At 60.5% G+C, this 23428-nt stretch carries 8 protein-coding genes and 1 tRNA gene; 7 read left to right on the top strand and 2 right to left on the bottom strand.

All coding sequences use genetic code 11. From position 1 onward, the window contains the following. Positions 1 to 33: 33 nt before the first annotated feature. Positions 34 to 879, bottom strand: coding sequence for an IclR family transcriptional regulator (locus HX868_RS12025; protein WP_156487837.1), 846 nt, complete (start codon positions 877 to 879; stop codon positions 34 to 36). Between the two features lie 262 nt (positions 880 to 1141). Here HX868_RS12025 and HX868_RS12030 point away from each other — a divergent pair, with 262 nt between their 5' ends. The 3 genes from HX868_RS12030 to HX868_RS12040 are packed head-to-tail and all read left to right on the top strand — an operon-like array spanning position 1142 to position 4718. Then, on the top strand, positions 1142 to 1927 hold the full coding sequence (locus HX868_RS12030) for an enoyl-CoA hydratase-related protein (protein ID WP_177003005.1): 786 nt from the start codon (positions 1142 to 1144) through the stop codon (positions 1925 to 1927). A 2-nt stretch (positions 1928 to 1929) separates the two neighbouring features. After that, on the top strand, positions 1930 to 3459 hold the full coding sequence (locus tag HX868_RS12035; protein WP_177003006.1) for a 3-hydroxyacyl-CoA dehydrogenase: 1530 nt from the start codon (positions 1930 to 1932) through the stop codon (positions 3457 to 3459). A 26-nt stretch (positions 3460 to 3485) separates the two neighbouring features. Beyond that, a complete protein-coding gene (locus tag HX868_RS12040; RefSeq protein ID WP_095017032.1) occupies positions 3486 to 4718 on the top strand; it encodes a CaiB/BaiF CoA transferase family protein in 1233 nt (410 codons plus the stop codon). Here the strand turns inward: HX868_RS12040 and lldD are convergent. Further along, entirely contained in the window at positions 4715 to 5845 is a 1131-nt protein-coding gene (lldD, locus tag HX868_RS12045) for an FMN-dependent L-lactate dehydrogenase LldD (RefSeq protein ID WP_177003007.1), read from the bottom strand. The genes HX868_RS12040 and lldD overlap by 4 nt on opposite strands. Positions 5846 to 5947: 102 nt before the next feature. On the opposite strand from lldD, the gene HX868_RS12050 reads away from it, so the two are divergent. The 4 genes from HX868_RS12050 to HX868_RS12065 all read left to right on the top strand — a co-directional run bounded on the left by HX868_RS12050 (position 5948) and on the right by HX868_RS12065 (position 23426). Then, positions 5948 to 6871, top strand: a complete 924-nt coding sequence (locus HX868_RS12050) for a LysR family transcriptional regulator (protein WP_177003008.1) — start codon at positions 5948 to 5950, stop codon at positions 6869 to 6871. A gap of 33 nt (positions 6872 to 6904) precedes the next feature. Next, positions 6905 to 6980: transfer RNA gene (locus HX868_RS12055), tRNA-Asn, on the top strand. 243 nt (positions 6981 to 7223) lie between these two features. Next, complete coding sequence (locus tag HX868_RS12060; RefSeq protein WP_246355520.1) at positions 7224 to 8945, top strand: ShlB/FhaC/HecB family hemolysin secretion/activation protein; 1722 nt, start codon at positions 7224 to 7226, stop codon at positions 8943 to 8945. Between the two features lie 33 nt (positions 8946 to 8978). Continuing rightward, entirely contained in the window at positions 8979 to 23426 is a 14448-nt protein-coding gene (locus HX868_RS12065; protein ID WP_177003009.1) for a two-partner secretion domain-containing protein, read from the top strand. Positions 23427 to 23428 lie beyond the last annotated feature (2 nt).

Raw genomic sequence — 23428 nt, forward strand, 5'->3', positions numbered from 1 at the left:
TCGTCGATCTGCCGAGGCCATGCACCGGTCCAGCTAGCGGGTGGCGGCCTCGATATTGTTCACCATGTGCTTGAGGCGTGGGCCGATGTCGTCTTCGAGTTTCTCCCGGGAGAGGTGGAAACTCGGTCCGCCACAGTTGAACGCCAGCAAGCCGTGTTGTGCGTGTCGCAGCGGCACGGCGATGGCGTTGACATCGCGGTGCCACTCACCGATCGACATGCAATAGCCGAAATCGGTGTAGTCCCGGAAGGCGCGCTCCAGCCCCTTGCGGATATTCGGCCAGTCCTCCAGATGGCGCTGGCGGATATGATCGAGAATGAACTCCCGCTCGTTTTCCGGCATTGCTGCCAGGCAGGCGCGGCCTGCTGAACTCAAGTGCAACGGCAACCGTGTGCCGACCTGGCGGCGCATGGTCATGTTCGCTTCGCCCTGGACCACGTCCAGGTACACCGCGTCGAGGCGGTCCCGAGTGGCCATGGCAACGGCCGCCTGGGCGTACTTGGCCATGGTTTCCATCAACGGGTGCGCTACGGCGCGGATCGACAGGTTCGACAACATCGCGTAACCGAAGGCCATCACGCCCACATCCAACTGGTACCGGCCTGACTGCGGCAGGTGCTTGAGGTAACCCAGGCGGGTCAGGGTGTGGGTCATGCGGGTGATCGTCGGTTTCGGCAACCCGGTCTTGCGCGCCAGTTCCTGGTTGCCCAATACGCTCTCGCTCGGCGTAAAACAGCGCAGCAGTTCCAGGCCTCGGGCCAGGGCGGTGACGAACTGGCGGTCCTTGTCTTCCTCCTCATCGTTGTTCATCGGGTCGATCAACACATGCTCGAAAGCGGAAACTTCGGTGCTGTCCGGCTCGGGGTTTCGACGGCGCATGGTAATCCTCATTTTTTTATAAAATCAACAAAACAAAATAGTATTCCGCACAGCGAAACTAATCAACTTTTTGATCTGTGATTTTATCCGAGGATAAATCCCTTTAAAACAGTGGTTTAGTCGTTGATTTGAGCGTTGATCGGGTTTTTTTATTTACACCTGCAGGGTCGATACTTATGCTAATCGACAAATATGGAATGTTATTTCGCACAGCGAAACAAGTAATAATCCAACTAACAAGAACCGTGCAGCAGGAGTGAATGTGACCAGCGCCAACTCACCCGTGGTGACCCTCGACATCCATGACAACGGCGTGGCCGTGGTACGTATCCACCGCCCTGAAGTGAAAAACGCCCTCAACGCACAGGTGCGTGAAGCCCTTGCCGAGCACTTCCGCGCGCTGTCCCGACGCCAGGATGTACGCGCCATTGTGCTGACCGGTGGTGAACAGTTCTTCGTGGCCGGCGCGGATATCAAGGAGTTCGCCAGTGCGGGCGCGATCGATATGTATCGCCGCCACACTGAATACCTGTGGGAAGCCATCAGCCGTTGCCCCAAGCCAGTGATTGCCGCCGTCAACGGTTTTGCCCTGGGCGGTGGCTGCGAACTGGCGATGCATTGCGACCTGATCGTGGCGGGCGAGTCAGCGCGATTTGCCCAGCCGGAAGTGAAGCTCGGCTTGATGCCCGGTGCGGGCGGCACCCAACGCCTGATCCGAGCGGTGGGTAAATTCCAGGCCATGCGCATTGCGCTCACGGGCTGCATGGTCAGCGCGAAAGAAGCCCTGGCCATTGGCATGCTCAGCGAAATGGTCAGCGACGACCAGACACTGCCCCGCGCCCTGGAACTGGCCGCGCAGATTGCCGCATTGCCGCCGTTGGCGGTGGAGCAGATCAAGGAGGTGATGCTGGCCGGCGCCGACCTGCCGCTGGAAAGCGCCTTGGTGCTGGAACGCAAGGCGTTCCAATTGCTGTTCGATTCCAAGGACCAGAAGGAGGGCGCCGCGGCGTTCTTCGAGAAACGCACGCCGCATTATCGGGGGGAATAAGCATGACCGACACCTTGAATACGATGGGGCTGGTGGGCACTGGCGTCATGGGCGCCGGTATCGCGCAAATCGCAGCCCAGGCCGGCGTGGCGGTGCGCCTTTTCGATGCCCGTGAAGGGGCTGCGCAATCGGCACGGGATAATCTCAGCGGCACTTTTGCCAAGTTGGTGGGCAAGGGCAAGATCAGCCAGGCCGCGATGGAGGCGGCGCTGGCCAACCTGCGGGTTGCCGAGGCGATTGATGACCTGGGCGATTGCGACTTGGTCGTCGAAGCTATCGTGGAAAACCTCGACGCCAAGCGCGGCCTGCTGCAACAGCTGGAAGGCATCGTCAGCCCGACCTGTATCCTCGCCACCAACACCTCTTCGCTGTCTGTCACGGCCATCGCCACCGGTTGCCGGCACCCTGAGCGCGTGGCCGGGCTGCACTTCTTCAACCCGGTGCCGCTGATGCGTGTGGTGGAGGTGATCGACGGCCTGGCCACCGCGCCAAAGGTGGGCGACGCGCTGTTGGCCCTGGCTGCACGCATCGGCCATCGCGGCGTGCGCGCCAAGGACACGCCGGGTTTCATCGTCAATCACGCCGGTCGTGCCTATGGCACCGAAGCCTTAAAGATGCTTGATGAGGGCATCGCCGAGCGCGGTGATATTGACCGCATATTGCGTGAAGGCGCCGGGTTCCGCATGGGGCCGCTGGAGTTGCTGGACCTCACCGGCCTGGATGTGTCGCACCCGGTGATGGAGTCGATCTACAACCAGTTCTATCAGGAGCCCCGCTACAAACCGTCGCCCCTGACCCGGCAGATGTTGGTGGCTGGACGCCTTGGGCGCAAGACCGGGCATGGGTTCTATCAGTATGAAAACGGCCAGCTCATCAATGGCCCTCAGCCTCAACCCGTACCGACTGTAAACCCGCAACCGCCGGTTTGGATCGCCACGGAAAACAGTGAAGACTACGAGCGCTTGAGCGCCCTGGTGATCAACCTGGGCGCCCATCTGGAACACGCCGCGCAACCTTCGCCTGAGGCGTTATGCCTGCTGGCTCCGTATGGCCGCGACGCCACCAGCGCCTGCGTGCGCTTCGACACCGACCCCGCGCGCACCCTGTGCATCGACCTGCTGACCGACCTGTCGCGTCATCGCACCTTGATGCAGAACCCACTGACTTCGCCCACCATGCGCGATGCGGCTCACGCTTTGCTGGCGTCGGACGGTGTGGGCGTCACGGTGATCGGCGACAGCGTCGGCTTCGTCGCCCAGCGCACCCTGGCGATGGTGGTCAACCTGGCCTGTGACATTGCCCAGCAGCGCATCGCCAGCGTCGAGGATATCGACCAGGCCGTGCAACTGGGCCTTGGTTATCCCAAGGGGCCGCTGGCCTGGGGCGATGCCCTTGGGCCTCGGCGGATCCTTACGATTTTGCAGCGCATGAGCGAACTCACCCACGACCCACGTTACCGCCCCAGTCCCTGGCTGCGGCGGCGGGCGATGCTGGGTGTTTCCCTGCGCCATGAAGAGCCGACAGTCGGCTGATTTCCCAACCTAACAGGATAAGAACAATGGGTGCATTGACAGGTCTGCGGGTACTGGATTTAAGCCGTGTGTTGGCCGGCCCCTGGTGTGGGCAAGTGTTGGCCGACCTTGGCGCGGAAGTGGTCAAGATCGAACGCCCGAAAAGCGGCGACGACACCCGTGCCTGGGGGCCGCCCTGGATGAAGACCGACACCGGCGAGTCGTCCGGCGAAGCTTCTTATTATCAGTCGACCAATCGCGGCAAGTTATCCGTGGCCATCGACATGGCCACGCCCGAGGGCCAGGAATTGGTGCGCGCATTGGCGGCCAGCTCGGATGTACTGATCGAGAACTATAAGGCTGGCTCCCTGGCCCGTTATGGCCTGGATTACGCGACCCTGGCCGAGATCAATCCACGCCTGGTGTATTGCTCCATCACCGGTTTCGGCCAGACCGGGCCGCGTGCCGAAGAGCCGGGTTACGACTTCATCATCCAGGGCATCGGCGGCTTGATGAGTATTACTGGCGAGCGTGATGATTTGCCGGGCGGCGGCCCGCAAAAAGTTGGCGTGGCGTTTTCCGACTTGATGACCGGCCTGTATTCCACCGTGGCGATCCAGGCTGCATTGCTCAGCCGTGAGCGCACCGGCGTTGGCCAATACATTGATATGGCGTTGTTGGACGTGCAAGTCGCCACCTTGGCCAACCAGAGCATGAACTACCTCGCGTCGGGCAAGGTGCCGCAGCGTTATGGCAATGCCCACGCCAACATCGTGCCTTACCAGGTGTTCCGCGCCGCCGACCGTGACTTCATCATCGCCTGCGGTAATGACAGCCAGTTCATCGCCCTGTGCCAGAGCATCGGCCTGCCGCACTTGCCGCAGGACCCGCGCTTTTGTCGCAATGCCGACCGCGTGGCCCATCGCGAAGAGATCGTCGCGTTGCTCTCGGCGCATTTCCTGGGGCGCAGCGCCGATGAGTGGGTGGCGTGCATCCATGCGTCGAAGGTGCCGGTGGGGGCGATCAACTCGATTGCGCAATCGTTGGAAGAACCCCAGGTGATCGCGCGCAACCTGATGGTGAAGATCCCACACCCGCAGAACCCGGACTTTGCCATGGTCGGCAGCCCGATCAAAATGTCCGGCACGCCCGTGGAATACCTGCGGCCGGCGCCGAGGCTGGGGCAGCACACCGACGATATCCTCGGTGAGCGGTTGGGCTTGTCGGCGGAGCAACTGGCCCAACTCAAGGCGCGAGGGATCGTCGAGCAGCAGGGTTAGACCAGGGTAGAGCGGTCAATCTGCGCGATGGAGGTGACGCCAGTAAGCGTCATGGCCACGCGCATTTCCTTGGCGAAGATGTCCAGCAGGTTTTCCACGCCGTGCTGGCCGTCGGCGGCCAGTGCGTAGGCCGTGGCGCGACCCAGCAGGCAGGCCTTGGCGCCCAGGGCCAGCATGCGTACCACGTCCAGCCCGGAGCGGATGCCGGAGTCCACCAGCACCGTGAGGTCGTCGCCCACCGCATCGGCAATCGGGGGCAGGGCTTTGGCAGTGGACAGCACGCCGTCCAACTGGCGACCGCCATGGTTGGAGACCACGATGCCATCGGCACCGAAACTCACTGCGTCCTTGGCGTCCTGAGGGTCGAGAATACCTTTGATGATCATCGGGCCTTTCCAGAAGTCGCGGATCCATTCCAGGTCTTTCCAACTGATGGAGGCGTCGAAATTGTTCGCCAGCCAGCCGATGTAGTCTTCCAGGTGCGTGGGTTTGCCCAGGTATTTGGAGATGTTGCCCAGGTCATGGGGCCGGCCCATCAACCCCACATCGAAGGCCCATTGCGGCTTGGTGACGGCCTGCAGCATACGCCGCTGTGCTGCGAACGGTCCGGACATGCCCGAGTGGGCATCGCGATAACGCGCGCCGGGCGTGGGCATATCCACGGTAAACACCAGTGTAGTGACGCCCGCGGCTTGCGCGCGCTCCAGCGCGTTGCGCATGAAACCACGGTCCTTGAGCACATACAGCTGGAACCAGATCGCCTGCGCGCTCTGCGATGCCACCTCTTCAATCGGGCACACCGACACCGTCGACAGGCAGAACGGAATGCCTTTGTTCGCCGCTGCCTTGGCCGCCTGCACTTCGCCACGTCGTGCGTACATGCCGGTCAGGCCCACTGGGCTGAGGATCACCGGCATGTCCAACTCCTGGCCGAACAGTGTGGTCTTCAGGCTCAGGTTGTCCACATTGCGCAGGATGCGCTGGCGCAGGCTGATCTCGGCCAGGTCCGAACTATTCGCACGCAGCGTGTGTTCGGCGTAGGCGCCGCCGTCGATGTAGTCGAACAGGAAGCGCGGCAGCTTGCGCTTGGCGGCTGCGCGGTAGTCGGAGGCGGACGAGATGATCATTATTGGAGGGCTCCACAAGGCAAGGTGGCGTCAGGATAGGCAATTGTCTGGCATGATAAAAACAACTTTTATCGCTGGTGGTCAGTCGGCAAAGGAATACTGATGAACCTGAGAACATTGCGTGCCTTTGTCGAAGTGGTGCGCCAGGGTGGTTTCTCCCAGGCCGCCGAGGTGGTGTCGCTGACCCAATCCACGGTGAGCAAGGCGGTCAAGACGTTGGAAGAGGAACTGGGCACGCCGTTGCTCAACCGCCTGGGCCACCGTAACGAACTCACCGCTGCCGGCGAAATCGCCTACCGCCGCGCTTTGGTGCTGCTCGCCGAGCGTAACGACCTGGTGGCCGAGATCAACGACCTGCGCGGTTTAAAGCGTGGCGTGCTGCGTATCGGCCTGCCGCCGGTGGGCTGCGGTGTGCTGTTTGCGACGATGTTTGCGACCTACCGCAGCCGCTACCCGGACATCGACATCGAACTCACCGAATACGGCAGCAAAAAGCTGCGCGAATGCCTGGAAGCGGGGGAGGTCGACCTGGCGGCGCTGCTGCTGCCGGTGGATGAAGACTTCGACTACCAACCCGTGCGCAATGAGCCGCTGATGGCCGTGCTGCCTGTCAGCCATCCGCTGGCGCACCTTAAGAGGATCGACTTCACCCACCTGGCGGATTCGCCGTTCATCCTGTTCGAAGCCGGCTTCGCCCTCAACGCCAAGATCCTCGCAGCCTGCGAACGCAAAGGTGTCACCCCGAAAGTCACCGCCCGCAGCGGGCAGATCGACTTCATCATCGACCTGGTCGCCGCCGGACTGGGTGTGGCCTTCGTACCGCGCATGCTGGCGCACAAGCATCAACACGCTGGCATCGCTCTGATCCCGTTGGATGAACCGCACACCGACTGGCACATCGCCCTGGCCTGGCGCACCAGCGCCCACCTGCCGCCGGCCGCTTTGGCTTGGCTGGAGTTGGCCAGGGAACACGCCGATTCAACCGGTCATCCGGTTGAATCGCAACGAATGCCAGGAGATGCTTGACTTATCCTTTTTAATCAGTAACATACGGCGCATTCCGCGATAGCTCAGTTGGTAGAGCAAATGACTGTTAATCATTGGGTCCCTGGTTCGAGTCCAGGTCGTGGAGCCAGATAGCGATATAAAGAGAAGCCTGCAGCGATGCAGGCTTTTTTTTGCCTTGGATTTTTCCAAGGTGATCTAAGCAAACAGCGTGGCAGGCATGGCGCCGTTTCTGACCCTCGATTCAAGCCCAAGCAGAAATTCACTCTGTATCCACGGGGAAACAAATTTGTACATTTAATTGACGCCACTATATCGCCACCATATGATCGCCGCTCAGTGATGGCTCTATGCCATGTAGAGGGATCTATAAATGTGGCGTTCTGTACGCCGGACCAGGCTCGGCCTGCTGTCCGCATTTTTTTGCCTGAGCGCAGCCGGATTGGCTCAAGCCGCCACCCCGCAGAACACGCCGGGCATCACCGATCTGATTCGTGACCGTCAGGATCGTTTGCTCGAAGAGCAGCAGCGTCGCCTCGAAGAGCTCAAGGATCTACCTGGTAAAACCGTCGCGCCCACTGCGCCAATGGCCCCCGTCGACACTCGTTGCTTTCCCATCAAGACCATCGAAGTTTCCGGTGCCGACGCGCTCTCTGAAAGCGAACGCCAGGCGCTGATCCAGCCCTACATCGGCCAGTGCCTGGGCGTGCCGCAACTCAATGAGGTGCTCAAGGCCATCACTGACCGCTACCTGGCCAAAGGACTGGTCACCAGCCGCGCCTACTTGCCACAACAAGACCTCTCCAGCGGCGTGCTCAAGATCCAGGTAGTCGAAGGCCGGCTGGAAGGGTTGAAGGGTGCGCAGGGCAGCGGCATCACCGACCGCCAACTGGGGATGAGCTTTCCAGGTAAACAGGGTGAATTGCTCAACCTGCGCGAAATCGAGCAGATGGTCGACCAGTTGAACCGGCTGCCGTCGAACCAGGCACAGATGGAGCTGGCACCCGGCAAGGCCGTTGGGGGTAGCGATGTACTGGTAAAAAATACCCCGCAAAAACCCTGGCGCGTTGGACTGTCACGCCATAACGGCGGCCAGCGCAGCACTGGTGAACAGCAATGGGGCGTCAGTCTGGACTGGGACAATCCATTGGGCCTGGCCGACCAACTCTCCCTACGCGGCGGCCATGATGCTGTCAGTGACCACCAGAAAACCTCGCGCAACTCGATGCTCAATTACAACCTGCCGTTTGGCTGGTGGAACCTCAATTACAGCTACAGCGAGTCCGAATACCGCTCCCTGGCCCAGGCCAACAACTTCAACTTCAAGCAGTCAGGCGACAGCCAGAGCCACCAGTTGCGCCTGGAGCGAGTCATTCACCGTGATGCGCTGAGCAAAACCTCCCTCAGCACTGGCGTGGCTTACCTGCGTACCAACAATTTCATCGAAGACAGCAAGCTGGCCCTGAGCAGCAACCGTCTCAGCGAAGCGCAGTTCGGCATCAATCACGGTCGGCGCATTGGCGGGTCATTCCTCAACATCGACCTGGGCATGCAGGACGGCATTGGCGCCTTCGACGCCCAGGCAAACCACAACCCACGGCCCGGCCAGGCGGATGCGCGCTACCGCAAATACACCGCGACCGTGAGCTACCTGTACCCGTTCAAGCTGTGGGGCGAGTCGTTGAGCTTCAGCAGCCTGATGACCGGCCAGCGCAGCGAGGACGTGCTGTTCAGCCCCCAGCGCATAAGCCTCGGCGGGCAGTCGTCGATTCGTGGTTATAAGGATCAGATGCTCTCCGGCGACAGCGGCGGCTATTGGCGCAACGACCTGCGCTGGAGCCGCCCGGTGACCTGGGCCTGGCTGCAACCCGTGCTGACCGAATACGGCACCAGCCTGGGCTACGACCAGGGCGTGATCCGCCATGGTCGCTACAACGCCGAGAAGCATGGGCGCATGAGCAGCAATTCCCTGGAACTGTTTGCACGCGGCAAGAACGTCGTGGCCACGGTGACCTTTGCACACTCTTTGGAACGACCGGACCCGATCACGGAACGTGAAGCGCCGATCTATTTCCGCATGGATTTCTTCCTTTAAATTTTTACCGCCCTCTGGGCATCGAGACATGACATGGATGTTCGCCAGTTCGCCTTCCTTGCGCGCCAGCCTTCTGCAGCCGTAAAAAACCGGTCCACCTTCCTGGGCTTGCCCAAGCGCGGGTTGGCATTGGTACTGGCCAACGCCATGTTCTGGCAGCCGCTGCTGGCTCAGGCGGACGGGATTGCAGTGAGCGGGCCGGGTACCACGCTCGGACAAGCGGGCAACGGCGTACCGATCGTGAATATTGCCGCGCCGAACGCGAATGGGCTGTCGCATAACCAATTCCATGACTATAACGTCGGTGCCAACGGGGTCATCCTCAATAACTCGACCAGCCGGACCCAGTCCACCCAGCTCGGCGGAATTATCGTCGGCAACCCGAATTTCCATGGCAGCGCCGCCAGCGTCATCCTCAATGAGGTCAATGGTGGTAGCCCCAGCCAATTGCGTGGCTACACCGAAGTGGCGGGGCAGTCGGCCCATGTGATCGTGGCCAACCCCTACGGCATCAGCTGCAACGGCTGCGGTTTTATCAATACGCCGCAAGCGACATTGACCACCGGTAAAGCAGTCATTGAGAACGGCCAGATCAACCGCTACCAGGTTGACGGAGGCAGTGTCGCCATTGACGGTGCCGGGCTGAACGCCAGCAATGTCGATCAGTTCGAAATCATCACCCGCGCCACCACCATTAACGCGCAGATCCAGGCGAAAAAACTCACCATCGTGGCGGGGCGCAACGATGTGGATGCGCGTACCTTGAACGCCACGGCGCGTGCAGCGGACGGCAGCACGGCGCCGGACCTGGCGATTGACTCGTCGGCGCTTGGCGGCATGTATGTGGGGGCGGTGAAGCTGGTTGGGACCGAAGCAGGCGTCGGCGTAAAGCTGTCCGGGGACATGGTTGCCGGTGGCGATATCCAGATTGACGCGGCGGGTAACGTGGTCATGGGCCAAACCTCGGCCGGTACGGCAGTGGTGGTCAAAGCGGCCAGCGTAGAGGCCAAAGGCGCGGTGTATGCCGGTACTGACTTGTCGGTGAACACCCAAGGCGCACTGACCAATCAGCAAACCCTGGCGGCCAAAGGCAGTATCACGCTGGACGCCGGTGGGCGGTTGACCAACAACGGAATTATCGAAGCCGGCGTCAATGCCGATAACACCCGCAATGCCCAAGGCGATGTGCGCTTAAAAGCGCAAAGCATCGACAACACCGGCAAGACGGTGATCGCCAGCCGTGACTTGACCATCAACACGGGTGAGTTGGCCAACCAGGGTGGCACGCTGAGCGCTCAGCGCGATGCGCAACTGACCGCCACCCAACTCGATAACCAAAACCAAGGCCGCATCCTCAGCGCGGGCAACCTCGCAATCAACGCTGATCAACTGCTTAACAGCCAACGCGGATTGGTCACCAGCACCGGCAACCTGACGGCGGGTATCGGGCAATTGATCAACCGCAGCGGTGAGCTGTCGAGCCAGGCGCAGGTCACCCTGCAATTGGTAGCGTTGGATAACGTGGCAGGCCTGGTGTCAGCCGGGCAGTCGTTGAGCCTCAACGCATCAGGTTTGATCAATAACCAGGGCGGCCGAATTGCAGGGCGTCAGACAGTACAGATCAATAGTGGCGCCCTCGACAACAGCCAAAAAGGCTCGCTCACCAGCCAAGACTCACTGACGCTGAACCTCAACCAAGGGCACTGGGATAACCGCAACGGCCAGATCAACGCCAGCGGTCAATTGACCCTTGATAACCTCAATACGGTCGATAACCGCCAAGGGGAAATCTCCAGCACGCGGTCATTCCTCCTGGCCGCCAACCGCCTCGATAACGGCGCGGGTAAAGTGCTCAGCGACCAAGATCTGACCCTGCGTATCGCCGGTGCGATGAACACTGCTTTGGGCCTGGTTTCGGCGTCGAACCTCGACATCAACGCCGCGAGCCTGAACAACCAGGGCGGCAAGCTGGGTGCGCGTAATCGTCTGACAGCAAACACCATAGGCCTTCTGGATAACCGCAGCGGCGAGCTTCTGGCGGCCGACCTTGCGTCCACCACGGGTGAATTGAACAACGACCGCGGCCGCCTGCAAGGTGATCGCGCCCTGATGCTCAACAGCGGTGTGGTGTCCAACCAGCGCGGGACATTGGCGGCAGGTGCAACCGCTACCCTCAATGCATCCCGCCTGGACAACAGCGCAGGCACGCTCACCAGCGACGGCGCGTTGGTCGCGGCGATCACCGGACAATTGCTCAACCAGACCGGTCTGTTTGCCGCCAAAGGTGATGCACGTCTCAACCTGGGTAACCTTGATAACCAACAGGGCACTCTCGTCGCCCATAACCTCACTGTGCAATCGAGCGGCCCGCTGAATAACCAGCAGGGCACCTTGCGCGGTGATGGCGCATTCAACTTGAACGCCGGCCACGTGGATAACAGTGAGGGCGGCCGTATCAGTGCGGGCAAAACGCTGAACGCCAGCCTCCACGGTCTTGATCAGCATACCGATGGGCGGTTTTTCGGCCAGGGTGATGTCAGCCTCAATCTTAATAACGGTCATTTGAATAACCAGGGTGGCACGATCAACGCCCCTGGCCAATTACTGCTGAGCAACCTCGCCAGCGTCGATAACCAAGGCGGCGAAATTTCCAGCACCCAGGCGTTCACCCTGGCCGCAGACGCCCTGAATAACCACCACGCCAAGCTCCTCAGCGAGCAGGGTTTGACCGTGCGCATCGCCCACGCACTCGATAACACGCAAGGCTTGATCTCGGCTAAAACCCTGGATGTGCGCGCCGCCAGCCTGGCTAACCAAGGCGGCACGCTCAGCGCCGGCGATGGCTTGATCGCGCAGATCGACGGAGCATTGGATAATCGCAGTGGCAAGCTGTTGGCGCGCACGGCGTCGGTCAACAGTACGTCGCTGGATAACCGCGAGGGCCTGCTGCAAGGCGACGCGATGCTCTCGCTCAACAGCGTGGGCCTGATCGACAATCGCCAGGGCACGCTGTTCGCCGGGCAGGCGATGGACATCACCGCGACGCGCTTGGACAACAGTGGCGGGAAGCTGACCAGCGACGGTCGCCTTACCGCGTTGCTCAGCGCACACCTGCTGAACCAGGCCGGTCTGTTCAGCGCAACCGGACCATTACGGGTGAGCACGGCAAGCCTGGACAATAGCGCCAAAGGCAATATCCACAGTCAGGCGGGTGTAGACCTGGACCTGAACCACGGTCACCTGAATAACCAAGGCGGTTTGATACATGCGCCGGGCACGCTGCTACTGAGTAATTTAAGCAGTGTCGATAACCAGGGCGGGGAAATTTCCAGTGCCCAGGCCTTGGTGTTTACCGCAGGCAGCCTCGACAACCGGGGCGGCAAGTTGCTCAGCGAGCAAGGGCTTGTGGTGCGCGTTGCCAACGCGCTGGACAACACCAAAGGCTTGGTCGCCGCCACGGGGTTGGACCTGCACGCAAACAGCCTGGTTAACGCCGAAGGCCAGCTCAAAGTCCGCGATGATCTGACGCTGTCCGTCGACACGGCCCTGGACAATCGCCACGGTGAAATCATCGGTGCTACCACCACCTTGAGCAGTATGAGTCTGGATAACAGCCAGGGGCTGTTGCAAGGGGATCGGTTACTTGACGTCACCACCCGTGGTATCGCGATCAACCGTGGCGGCCGTTTTGTCAGCGGTCAGCAGGCGGAGCTGGCAATAGGTCAATTCGATAACCGTGGCGGCAGCGTAACGGCAGCCGGGCCGATGCAGGTAAGCGGCACGCAACTGGATAACCGCGAGGGTGGCTTACTCAATGCACGCCAGTCGCTGGTGATGAAGGTTGATCGCCTGAACAATCAAGGCGGCGAAGTTTCCAGCCTCTCCGACCTGTCATTCAACGGCAGGCAGTTCGACAACAGCCACAAAGGTCGCCTGCTAGCGAACGGCGCACTGAGTCTGGAACTCGACCAACTGAACAACCAGCAAGGCACCGTGCGCAGTGACAAGCGCCTGACCCTGCAAACCGCCACACTGAACAACGACAGCGGCCGCCTCAGCAGCGGCGCGGCTTTGGATTTGACCGCCAGCGGCGTTCTGAGCAACCGCAGCGGCGAGCTGCTTAGCGCAATGGCGTTGACCGTGAGCAGCGCCAGCATCGACAACAGTGGCGGCAAAATGATCGGCGACGGCGCGGTGCGCATCACGACCGGTGCCTTGAATAACCAGAGCGGCGGGCGCCTCACCAGTGCCGATCTCCTGGACCTGACGGCAGGGCAGGTGGATAACCGTTTTGACGGCCATATCGCCAGTAACAAGGCGCTGACCGCCAGCCTCGCCGGCCTGGATCAGCGCAACGGTGGCCAGCTCTACAGCACCAGCGATTTAAGCCTGGACATGAACCTCGGCGCTCTCAATAACGCCGGTGGCCTGATCCACGCGCCGGGGCAATTGCTGTTGAAAAACCTCGCCTCGGTCGCCAACCAGCACGGCGAGATTTCCAGCGAGCGTAGCTTCGTCCTGGCCGCGCAAAGTCTGGATAACAGCGACGGCCATGTGCTCAGCGATCAGGCGCTGACCCTCAAAGTCGACCAAGCGCTGATCAACCTCAAGGGCGTCATTGCTGCGGCAGGCCTGACTGCTCAAGCAGAACGACTGGATAACACCAGCGGCGTATTCAGCAGTTCCAAAGACCTCGCGTTAACGTTGGGGGCCGACCTGCTTAACGACGACGGCGAAGTTTCCAGCAGCGGCGCCATAGTGGTCAACGCGATGACCCTGAACAACCGCAACGACGGTCATGTGATGGGCGACATCAGCCTCGACCTGACCACCACCGGCGCGCTGTCCAACCAAGGCGGCACCTTGGGCGCCGGCCAGCGTTTGAACGTGATCGCGGCCAGCCTGGATAACAGCCAGTCCGGCAGCCTGGCGACCGATGGCAGCCTGACGGTGAAGGTCGACGGCCTGCTTGATAACCAAGCCAAAGGTGCCGTGCTCGCCAAAGGCGTGATGGACATCCAGGCTGGGAGTGTGGACAACCGCGCCGGTCGCCTGTCCGGACAGAACCTTATGACGCTACGCAGCAATAGCTTGGACAACCGTGGCGGCGCGGTGCGCGCCAATCAGGGCCTGGACCTGCGCGTCGGCCAGCTCGACAACCGCGAAGGCGTGCTTAACAGCAAGCAAGCGCTGACAATTGCCGGCCAGTCCTTGAACAACCAGAACGGCCTGGCCAGCGCGATTGGCCCGGTACGCCTGACCCTCGATACCGTCGAAAACGCCAAGGGGCGCATCGCCAGCCAGGATGATCTGGACGCCACGGTTGGTGTGCTGAATCAGCAGGGCGGTCAGTGGGTCGCCCAGGGCAATCTGAGCCTTAACGCTGACACTTTGGATAACCAAAACGGCGGCCTGCTCGCCGCGACAAAAGTGCTGAAACTCAAGGTCGGCAGTACCGACAACCGCAGCGGGGAAATCTCCAGCCAGCAGAACATCGAGTTCAGCGGCACGCGTCTAAATAACAGCGGCGGCAAGTTGTTGGCCGGTACTGGGCTGGAATTGGCGATGGCCGAGGTGATCAATCAGGCCAAAGGTTTGATCTTTGCCCAGGACGCTCGGCTTACCGGCACTGCTGTCGATAACACCGATGGCACTGTTGGCGCTCAGCGTGCTTTGGCACTTCAACTGAAGGCAGGCCTGGACAACACAGGTGGCAAGCTCACCAGCGAAGGCTCGATGGAGTTGGCAGGCCAGCGCATCGACAACACCCGCGGCAAGATTTCCAGCGCAGGACCGCTGACCCTTGCAAGCGCAGCGGCGCTAATCAACCAAGGTGGCACCGTCGAAAGCGGCCAGAACCTCACATTGACCAGTGCCAGTCTGGAGAACACTAACGGCCTGCTCAAAAGCCAAGGTCTGGCCACGGTCAACACCGGACTGTTCACCAACGGCATCGACGGCCGCGTGATCAGCGCCGACAAGCTCGACCTCAGCGCCACCCAGCTCAACAACAGCGGGCATATCGGCAGCGTCGGCGCCATGAATGCCAGCCTCACCGGCCTGACGCAATGGGGCGGCGCCGAACTGGTCAGCACCACGCAACTCAACCTTGACCTGCACAACGGCGAACTGGTCAACGCAGGGGTGATCAACGCCCCCCTGCTGACACTCGACAACCTCGCCACTATCAACAACCAGCATGGCGAAATCTCCAGCCAAAACGCCTTCACCCTGGTCGCAAAAAACCTGGATAACAGCAACGGTAAACTGATCAGCAACCAGGCACTGACCCTGCGCGTCGACCAACTGCTGGCCAACCTCAAAGGCCATATCAACGCCGCCAGCCTCGATGCCCGCAGCACTCGCCTGGACAACACCGAAGGCCTGCTCAGTGGGCGTGGCGATGTCACCCTCAGCGCCAGCGAATGGTTCGATAACCAACGCGGCAGCGTGATCGCCGACGGTGCCTTGTTGCTGACCAGCGCAACGCTGGACAACCGCAATGGCGAGATCGCCGGCAAGGCGCTTGCGACGATCAACGCCAGCAAACTCGACAACCAGAACGGCAAACTGATCAGCACCGACGCCCTCAACCTGAGCGGCGCAAACCTCGATAACCGCAACGGTCTGGTAGGCGCCACAAAAGCGCTGAAACTCGACGTGGTGACTGTCGACAACCGCACCGGTGAATTGACCAGCAACGCCGACGTCAGCGTCACCGGCCAACAACTCAACAACAGCGACAAGGGCAAGGTGTTCGCAGGCGGTACGTTGAACCTCGCCGTTGATCAACTCATCAACCGCACCCTCGGCGAACTCAACGGCCAACGCTTGATCCTGACCGGCACATCGCTGGATAACAACGGCGGCAAACTGCTCAGCCAAGAGTCGCTGAAGCTGGACCTCGCAGGCGACTTCGATAACAGCCAGGGCGTGCTTAGCAGCGAAGACGCGCTGGCCGTCAAAGCCCGTAGCCTGAACAACAGCAAAGGCAGCCTGTCCAGCGCCAATGGCTTGAGCGTCTCCGTCACCGACAGCCTCAACAACAGTGAAGGCAAACTGGTTACCGACGGCGGCCTGACACTGCAAAGCGCCAATCTGGGTAACCAGCAAGGCATCATCAGCGGCAAAGGCCCTGTCGCCATCACCACGGGCGAACTGAACAACCAAACCGGCCGTCTCAACAGCGGCGACACCCTGGCCCTGGCCACCGCACAGTTGAACAATGGCGGCAGCATCGGCAGCGCCAAGGCACTGACCGCCAGCGTCACCGGGCTGGATCAGCAAGGCGGCAAGCTGTTCAGTAATGCGGGTTTGAGTCTCGACCTGAACAACGGCCATCTGAACAACAGAGGCGGATTGATCAACGCTATTGGCCCGCTGGCGCTCAACAACCTCAACAGTGTCAATAATCAGGACGGTGAAATCTCCAGCGGTCAAGCCTTCACCTTGGCCGCGCAAAGCCTGGATAACAGCAACGGCAAGCTGCTGAGTAACCAAGGCCTGACCCTGCGCGTCAATCAAGCCCTGGCTAACCTGAAAGGCCTGATCGGCGCCGCCAGCCTCGACGCTCACGCAGGCTCCGTCGACAACCGTGGCGGCACGCTCAATAGCCGCAGCCACTTGCAACTGACCAGCGATGGCCTGCTGAGCAACCAGGACCAAGGTTTGATCAGTGCCAAGCAATCCCTGAACCTCAACGCTGCCGGCCTCAACACGGGCAATGGGGGTGAAGTCTCGGCCAAAGGCGCGTTGACCGCGAACCTCAACGCTTTGGCACTGGCGGGCGGTCGCGTGGTGGGCGAGCAGGGGATGACCCTGGACCTCAACAACAGCGACTTGGACAACCGCAACGGCCTGCTGCTAACTAACGGCCCGCTGACCCTGAAAAACCTGCGTGACCTGAATAACCAGGGCGGCGAAATCTCCAGCCAGCAAAGCTTCGCCCTGACGGCGCGCAACCTGGACAACAGCGCCGGCAAGCTGATCAGCAGCCAAGTGCTGACGGTCAACGCGTCCACGATGAACAACTCCGCAAGAGGCCTGCTGTCCGGCTGGCAAGGTCTGAACGTCAGGGGTGACAACCTCGAAAACCGTGACAACGGCACGCTCTCCAGCCGCAGCGGTGCAATTGACGTGCGCCTGAGTGGCGCGCTACAGAACAACAACGAAGGCGCGCTGGTTAGCCAAGGCCGTTTGGGCGTCAGTGCCGCCAGCCTGGATAACAGTGGCAAAGGCGTACTGTCCAGTGGCGACGGGCAAACGCTCACCGTAGCCGGTGCGTTGACCAACGTCGAGGGCGGTTTGATCGAAAGCGGCACCACGCTGGATCTGCAGGCGGCAACGCTGACCAACCAAGGCACGATCAACGCCCAACAAGCGATGACCGTCACCGGCACCGACCTGAACAACAACGGCGGCACACTGGCCACCAACGGCCGCCTGACTCTCAACCTGCTCGGCACCCTCAACAACAGCGGCGGCAGCATTGCCAGTTCCGGCCCGTTGCTGCTGCAACGGGCGATGCAGGTCAACAACGACGCCAAGGGCAAAATCATCAGCCAAAGTCTGTTGACGCTGTTCACCGGTGGCCTGAACAACAGCGGCAGCGGCACACTCGCGGGTAAAGACCGCGTAGCGATCACCAGCACCGGTATCGTGCAGAACAACACCGACGGTCTGATCTACAGCCAGGACGCCGATGTGCAGTTGACTGCGGTGGGATTGAACAACGCCAAAGGCAAGGTGCAGGGCCAAACCGGCCTGGGCCTGAACATCAGCGGCGACCTCAATAACCAAGGCGGCACGCTCCAGGCCCATAGCCTGAACCTGAATGCCAACCGCCTCGACAACCAGAGCGGCTTCATCGCTGCGCAAACCGGCGATGCAGTGGTCAACGCCAACTACTTCGCCAATGCCAATGGCGGGGTGTATGCCACCGGCTTGATGCGAGTCAGTGGTGTGCAACTGGACAACAGCGCCGGGCAGATTGCAGGTCGTGCGGTTGAGCTGAGCGCCAGTGGCGCGCTGATCAACCGCAGCGGCGTGATTGAAAGCGACAGCACCCTGAGCATGGCGGGCGGCAGCGTCGACAACCAAGGCGGGCAACTGCGCGCGCTGGGCCGCAGCGGCAAAACCAATTTCCAGCTCGGCGGTGCATTCGATAACCGTAAAGGTCGACTGGAAACCTCCAACGCTGACCTGACCCTGAATGCCGGCGGCTTCCTGAACCAGGGCGGTAGCCTGCTGCACGGCGGCACCGGCACTTTTGATATCGCCACCGCCAACCTGATCAATGCCGGCGGCAACCTGGTGACCCGTGGCGGCCTGACCCTGGCCGCAGACAGCTGGACCAACAGCAGCGTGATCCAGGCCGGACGCTTGACGGTCAACGTCAATACCCTGAACCAGACCGCAAGCGGCCAGTTACTCGCCTCCGACACTCTGACGGGCAACGGCGGCAACTGGAACAACGACGGCCTGATCGCCAGTGACGGCACGGCCAATCTGACGCTGGCCGGCAGCTACGGCGGTAACGGGCGCTATAGCAGCCTGGGCAACCTGGGCCTGAGCGCTGCGCAGATCACCGTGAATGAAACCGCCAGCGTGGCAGGCGGTGGCGCGTCGCAACTGACCACCGGGGGCCAACTGCTCAACCGTGGGCGTTTGACCTCCAGCGGCGACTTGCGCATCAACGCTGGCAGCGTTGTGAACACCGGCACGTTGGGGGCTTCACAGAACGTGGTGCTGACGGCTCAGAGCCTGCTCAACGATCATGCTGCAAGCGGTATCGGCGCACGCGGGTTCCTGTTCAGCGGCCAGGACTCGACCTTCAACCTGGGCAGCCTGACCAACAACTATTCGGACATCTACAGCCTGGGCAACCTCACGGTAGCGGGTGTAGCCGGTGGAACCCAGGCGCAGAGCGTGCGTAACGTTTCGGCCAGCATCGAGAGCATGGGCGACCTCAGAATCGCGGCCAATGACGTGGTCAACGAGCGCGAGAAATTCAAGCTCAACCAGCAGCTGACGTCCGTGGGCGTGGGCATTCGGTGCACCCAGCATTGCAGCGGCGGTTGGAGTGACCGACGCCCTGCGGTGACCTTGAGCCGTACCGTGTCGAGTGTGCTTGAAATCGACTCGCCTTCGGCCACCCTCAGCGCCGGGCGCAACATGGTGGTTACCGGGCAGAACTTCACCAACCGCTACAGCGTGGTGTCGGCCGCCAATGACCTATCGATTACTGGCGAAAACATCCTCAACCAGGCAGCTACCGGTGGTTCCGGTTCCCAGAGCCAGGAATACGGTGGCACTACCAAAATCTCCAAAGGCCAGTACAACCAGATGGTCGCTGCGGTGCAGGCCTATAATCGTGCGCACCCGCAGGGCTCGCCAGTGGATGAGGCGGCGTTTGCGGCCTTGATGGCGCGGTTCAGTCCGTCGCTGTTTCCCGGCATCAACCAGCCCATCGCTGTACAAGGCGGCACCCAAGTGGTGGCCCCGGCGATTATTCAGGCCGGTGGCAACGCTGCGCTCACCGCCAGTAAAAGCATCAACAACATCAATGTGATCAAGACCTCGCTGGCGGTGGGTGGGCGTACGCTGGACACCGGCGTAGGCGCCAATAAAACCCAGGTGGTGGTGCTCAATGCACAGTTGCCACCTGACCTTGCCCAACAGCAGGTCAACCCCCTGACCCTGCCGGGCTTCGGCTTGCCCAGTGGTCAGAACGGGTTGTTTCGTTTGAGTGGCCAAAGTGGCACCACGGGGCAGGCGGGCGTGGGCAATCAGGATTGGACGCTCAGCAGCGCCAGCCTTGATCCGACCCAGCGTCAACAAGCGTTGCCTGACACCCACGCACGCGTGATTGAAGTTGGTGGCGCAGCGCAAATCACTACCAGCACGCGTCAGGTCGCCGTGGCTGCTCGTGAAGCGGGTTTGCTTAATGCGGTCGCCAGTGCCATCGATACCGGCGGTGTAGGCAGCGCCGATGTGCAAACCCGGCTACCGGGACGCACCAACGGTGCTGACATCACCCGCGTTGACGGCATTGACGCACGCAATCCCGCGGGTGTTTCCCAGCCTGCGGTCGATGGTTCGCGGCCGGGCATCGACCTGCCTGCCGTCACGCCAGGCGATAGGGTTGTGCATACGTCGTCAGACGGGGCTCTCCCTGATCTGAGTGTGCCGGGCTTGTCGACCATCACGCGCAGTACCGACGTTGCGGCGATCGCTGCGCCGCAGACCCAACTGCCAGGCCTTACCCCGGCTGCTCAGGACGTACTCGCTGGCGGTCACGTACAACCACCGGCCGTCAGCCAGCCCACGGCATTGGCCGGCCAAACCATCAGCCGCGTCCAGGGCCTGCCGGACAGCCGTGCCGTCTCGCAGCCGCACAAATACTTGATCGAAACCAACCCGGTACTCACCGATCTCAAGCAATTCATGAGCTCGGATTACCTGCTGCAAGGCCTGGGCTACAACCCAGACGCAAGCTGGAAGCGCCTGGGCGATGGCCTCTACGAACAACGTCTGGTTCAGCAGGCCGTGCAAGCGCGCACCGGCCAACGCTTTATCGACGGCCAGACCACCGACGAAAAACTGTTCAAGTACCTGATGGACAACGCCATCAGCAGCAAGCAGCAACTGAACCTGTCGATGGGCGTCAGCCTCACCTCCCAACAGGTCGCGGCCCTGACGCATGACATCGTGTGGCTGGAAGAGCACGAAGTGAACGGTGAAAAAGTCCTGGTGCCGGTGCTGTACCTGGCCCAGGCCAACAACCGTCTTGCCCCCACCGGAGCCTTGATCGCTGGTAACGACCTGAACCTGATTGCCGGTGAAAACCTGGTCAACGCCGGCACCCTACGCGCCACCAACAACCTGTCGGCCAAGGCCGCCAATGATGTGACCAACAGCGGGCTGATCGAAGCAGGCAACCGCCTGGACCTGCTGGCGGGCAACAACATCGTCAACAAAGCCGGAGGCATCATCAAAGGGCGCGATGTGACGCTGACCGCCATCAATGGCGATGTGATCAACGAGCGCAGCGTGACCGGTTGGGATGACAAAGGGGCGGGGTATTCGCAGCATCGCGATTATGTGGATAGCGCTGCGCGGGTTGAGGCGGCGAATGATCTGGGCATCAGCGCCGGGCGAGACTTTGCCAGTGTCGGTGGTGGTCTGCAAAGCGGTCGCGACACGACCATTGTCGCTGGGCGCGATGCCAGCTTGGTCGCCGCCGAAGAACGCAATGCGATGGATATGGGCAAGCGCCTGCAAACCAGCAGCGCCACACAACACGTCTCTGATGTGGATGCCGGGCGCGATGTGAATGTCAAGGCAGGGCGAGACATCACGGCGATCGCCAGTCAGATCGATGCCAAGCGCGACATCAACATGAGTGCCGGCGGTGATTTGATTCTGGCTTCGGCTGCAGATGAAGAACATTCCTCCCGCAAAAGCAAAAAGGAGAAGCGTCAGGAAGATCATGTCAGTCAGGTTTCGACCGCGCTGAGTGCGGGTGGGGATGTATCGCTGGGGGCGGGTAAGGATCTGGCGATGATTGCCAGTCGGATCACTGCGGGGGACGAGGCATACCTGGTTGCTGGCGGTAAATTGGCGCTGCTGTCGGCAGAAGACAGCGATTATTCGCTGTATGACATGAAGAAGAAGGGGAGTTGGGGCACCAAGAAAACCCAGCGTGACGAAGTGACTAAAGTCACCAACATCGGCAGTGAAATAAAAACCGGTGGCGACCTTACGATTCAGAGCCAGGGTGATCAGAAGTACCAGGCAGCCAAGTTGGAAAGTGGCAATGACCTGACCATTGCAAGTGGCGGTAGCGTGACGTTTGAGGGTGTTAAAGATCTTCATCAGGAAAGCCACGAGAAGTCCAATAACAATGCTTTTTGGGTGTCATCCAAAGGCAAAGGCAATACCGACGAAACCGTGCGTCAAACGCAAATGGCTGCCGCAGGCGCTATTGCGATCAAAGCGGTGGATGGTTTGAAAATTGATGTAACGCAGGTCAATCAGCAAACCGTTAGTCAGTCCATTGATGCAATGGTCAAAGCTGACCCGCAATTGGCGTGGATAAAGGAAGCAGAAAAGCGTGGCGATGTGGATTGGCACCAAGTTAAGGAAATCCACGACAGCTTCAAATACAGCAACTCCGGACTTGGTCCGGCGTCGCAGATCATTATCGCGATCGTGATGGCTGCGGTCGTTGGGCCCATGGCTGCGGCTGCGGCGGGTGGTGGTATCACGGGGGCTGCGGTGGGGGCTGTTGCTTCAAGTGCTGCGACTAATGCAAGCGTCAGCGTTGTCAATAATCGTGGCAATCTGGGGGCAGTATTCAAGGACGTCACCTCATCGGATGCGATGAAGGGCTACGTGATATCGGGCGTGACGGCAGGCCTGACGAAAGGGCTTTTCGATGGTTGGACAGGCACGCAGACCAATCTAAACACAGGGGCGGTTATCAGTTCGCCAGCCCTCAACACCTGGACCGGCGTTGGACAGTTTGCGGCGAACCAAGCCTTGCAGAACGGTACGTCGACTCTGCTGAGCAAAGCGCTCGGACAAGGTGGAGATTTTGGTGATGCACTCAAAGGCGCATTGTTCAATACATTGGCTGCAGCAAGTTTTAATGCCATTGGCGACTACACCCATGGGGTACTGACGGAAGGCTACCCTCCTAAAATTGTGGTTCATGCAATGGTGGGTGGCTTGCTCTCTAAGGCCACAGGTGGGGACTTCAGAACGGGGGCTTTGGCAGCCGGGATCAACGAAGCTCTAGTCGTTCATCTGGACTCTTTGGTTAAAGGCGATAAGACCTTGTTGTCCATGAGCTCACAGATTGTGGGAGTGCTGGCAGCGGCTTCGCAGAAAGATGCTGATGCGAAGTCGATCGAGAAGGGTGGCTGGGTTGCGAAGAATGCTACGCAATACAATTTCGGGGAGCATCTTCCGGCAGGATTGGCGCAGTACGGGCAGGCGTCAACTACCCTCGCCGAATACATGCAGAAACAGGGGTATTCTGCTGAAGAAGCTGCGCAAGCGCAGTTGGCCCTTGCACAAGGTCAAGGTTTTGATGGGCCACAGCCTGCGAATGAGTTTGTGAAGGCGTGGGCCATGTTCATGGCCGGAGAGCTGACAGGTGTAGGCATTGCGGCAGTTTTGGGTAAGATGGGATTGTGGGGTGCAAAAGCAACGGCGATTGAGTTTTTGCCGAAGGCTACCCGAAATAGTGCAGGACAGATTGAGGCCAATGTTAGCCAAGGCAGCGCCATAAACACCCTTGAGTCTAATGGTTATATAAAATCTATTTCCCAGGATGGCTCAGTTACTGTGTTAACTAACGGTGAGAAAACATATCGTTTCTATCCAGCTTCGACGTCCACAGGGCAACCCTCCGCCTCGTTGACTGTAGAAGGGCTGAAAAAACCCACCGCGAAAATCAGATTCACAGAGGAGTAGTG

The sequence above is a fragment of the Pseudomonas reactans genome (assembly GCF_013385825.1).
In the GTDB taxonomy this organism is placed as follows: Bacteria; Pseudomonadota; Gammaproteobacteria; order Pseudomonadales; family Pseudomonadaceae; genus Aquipseudomonas; species Aquipseudomonas reactans.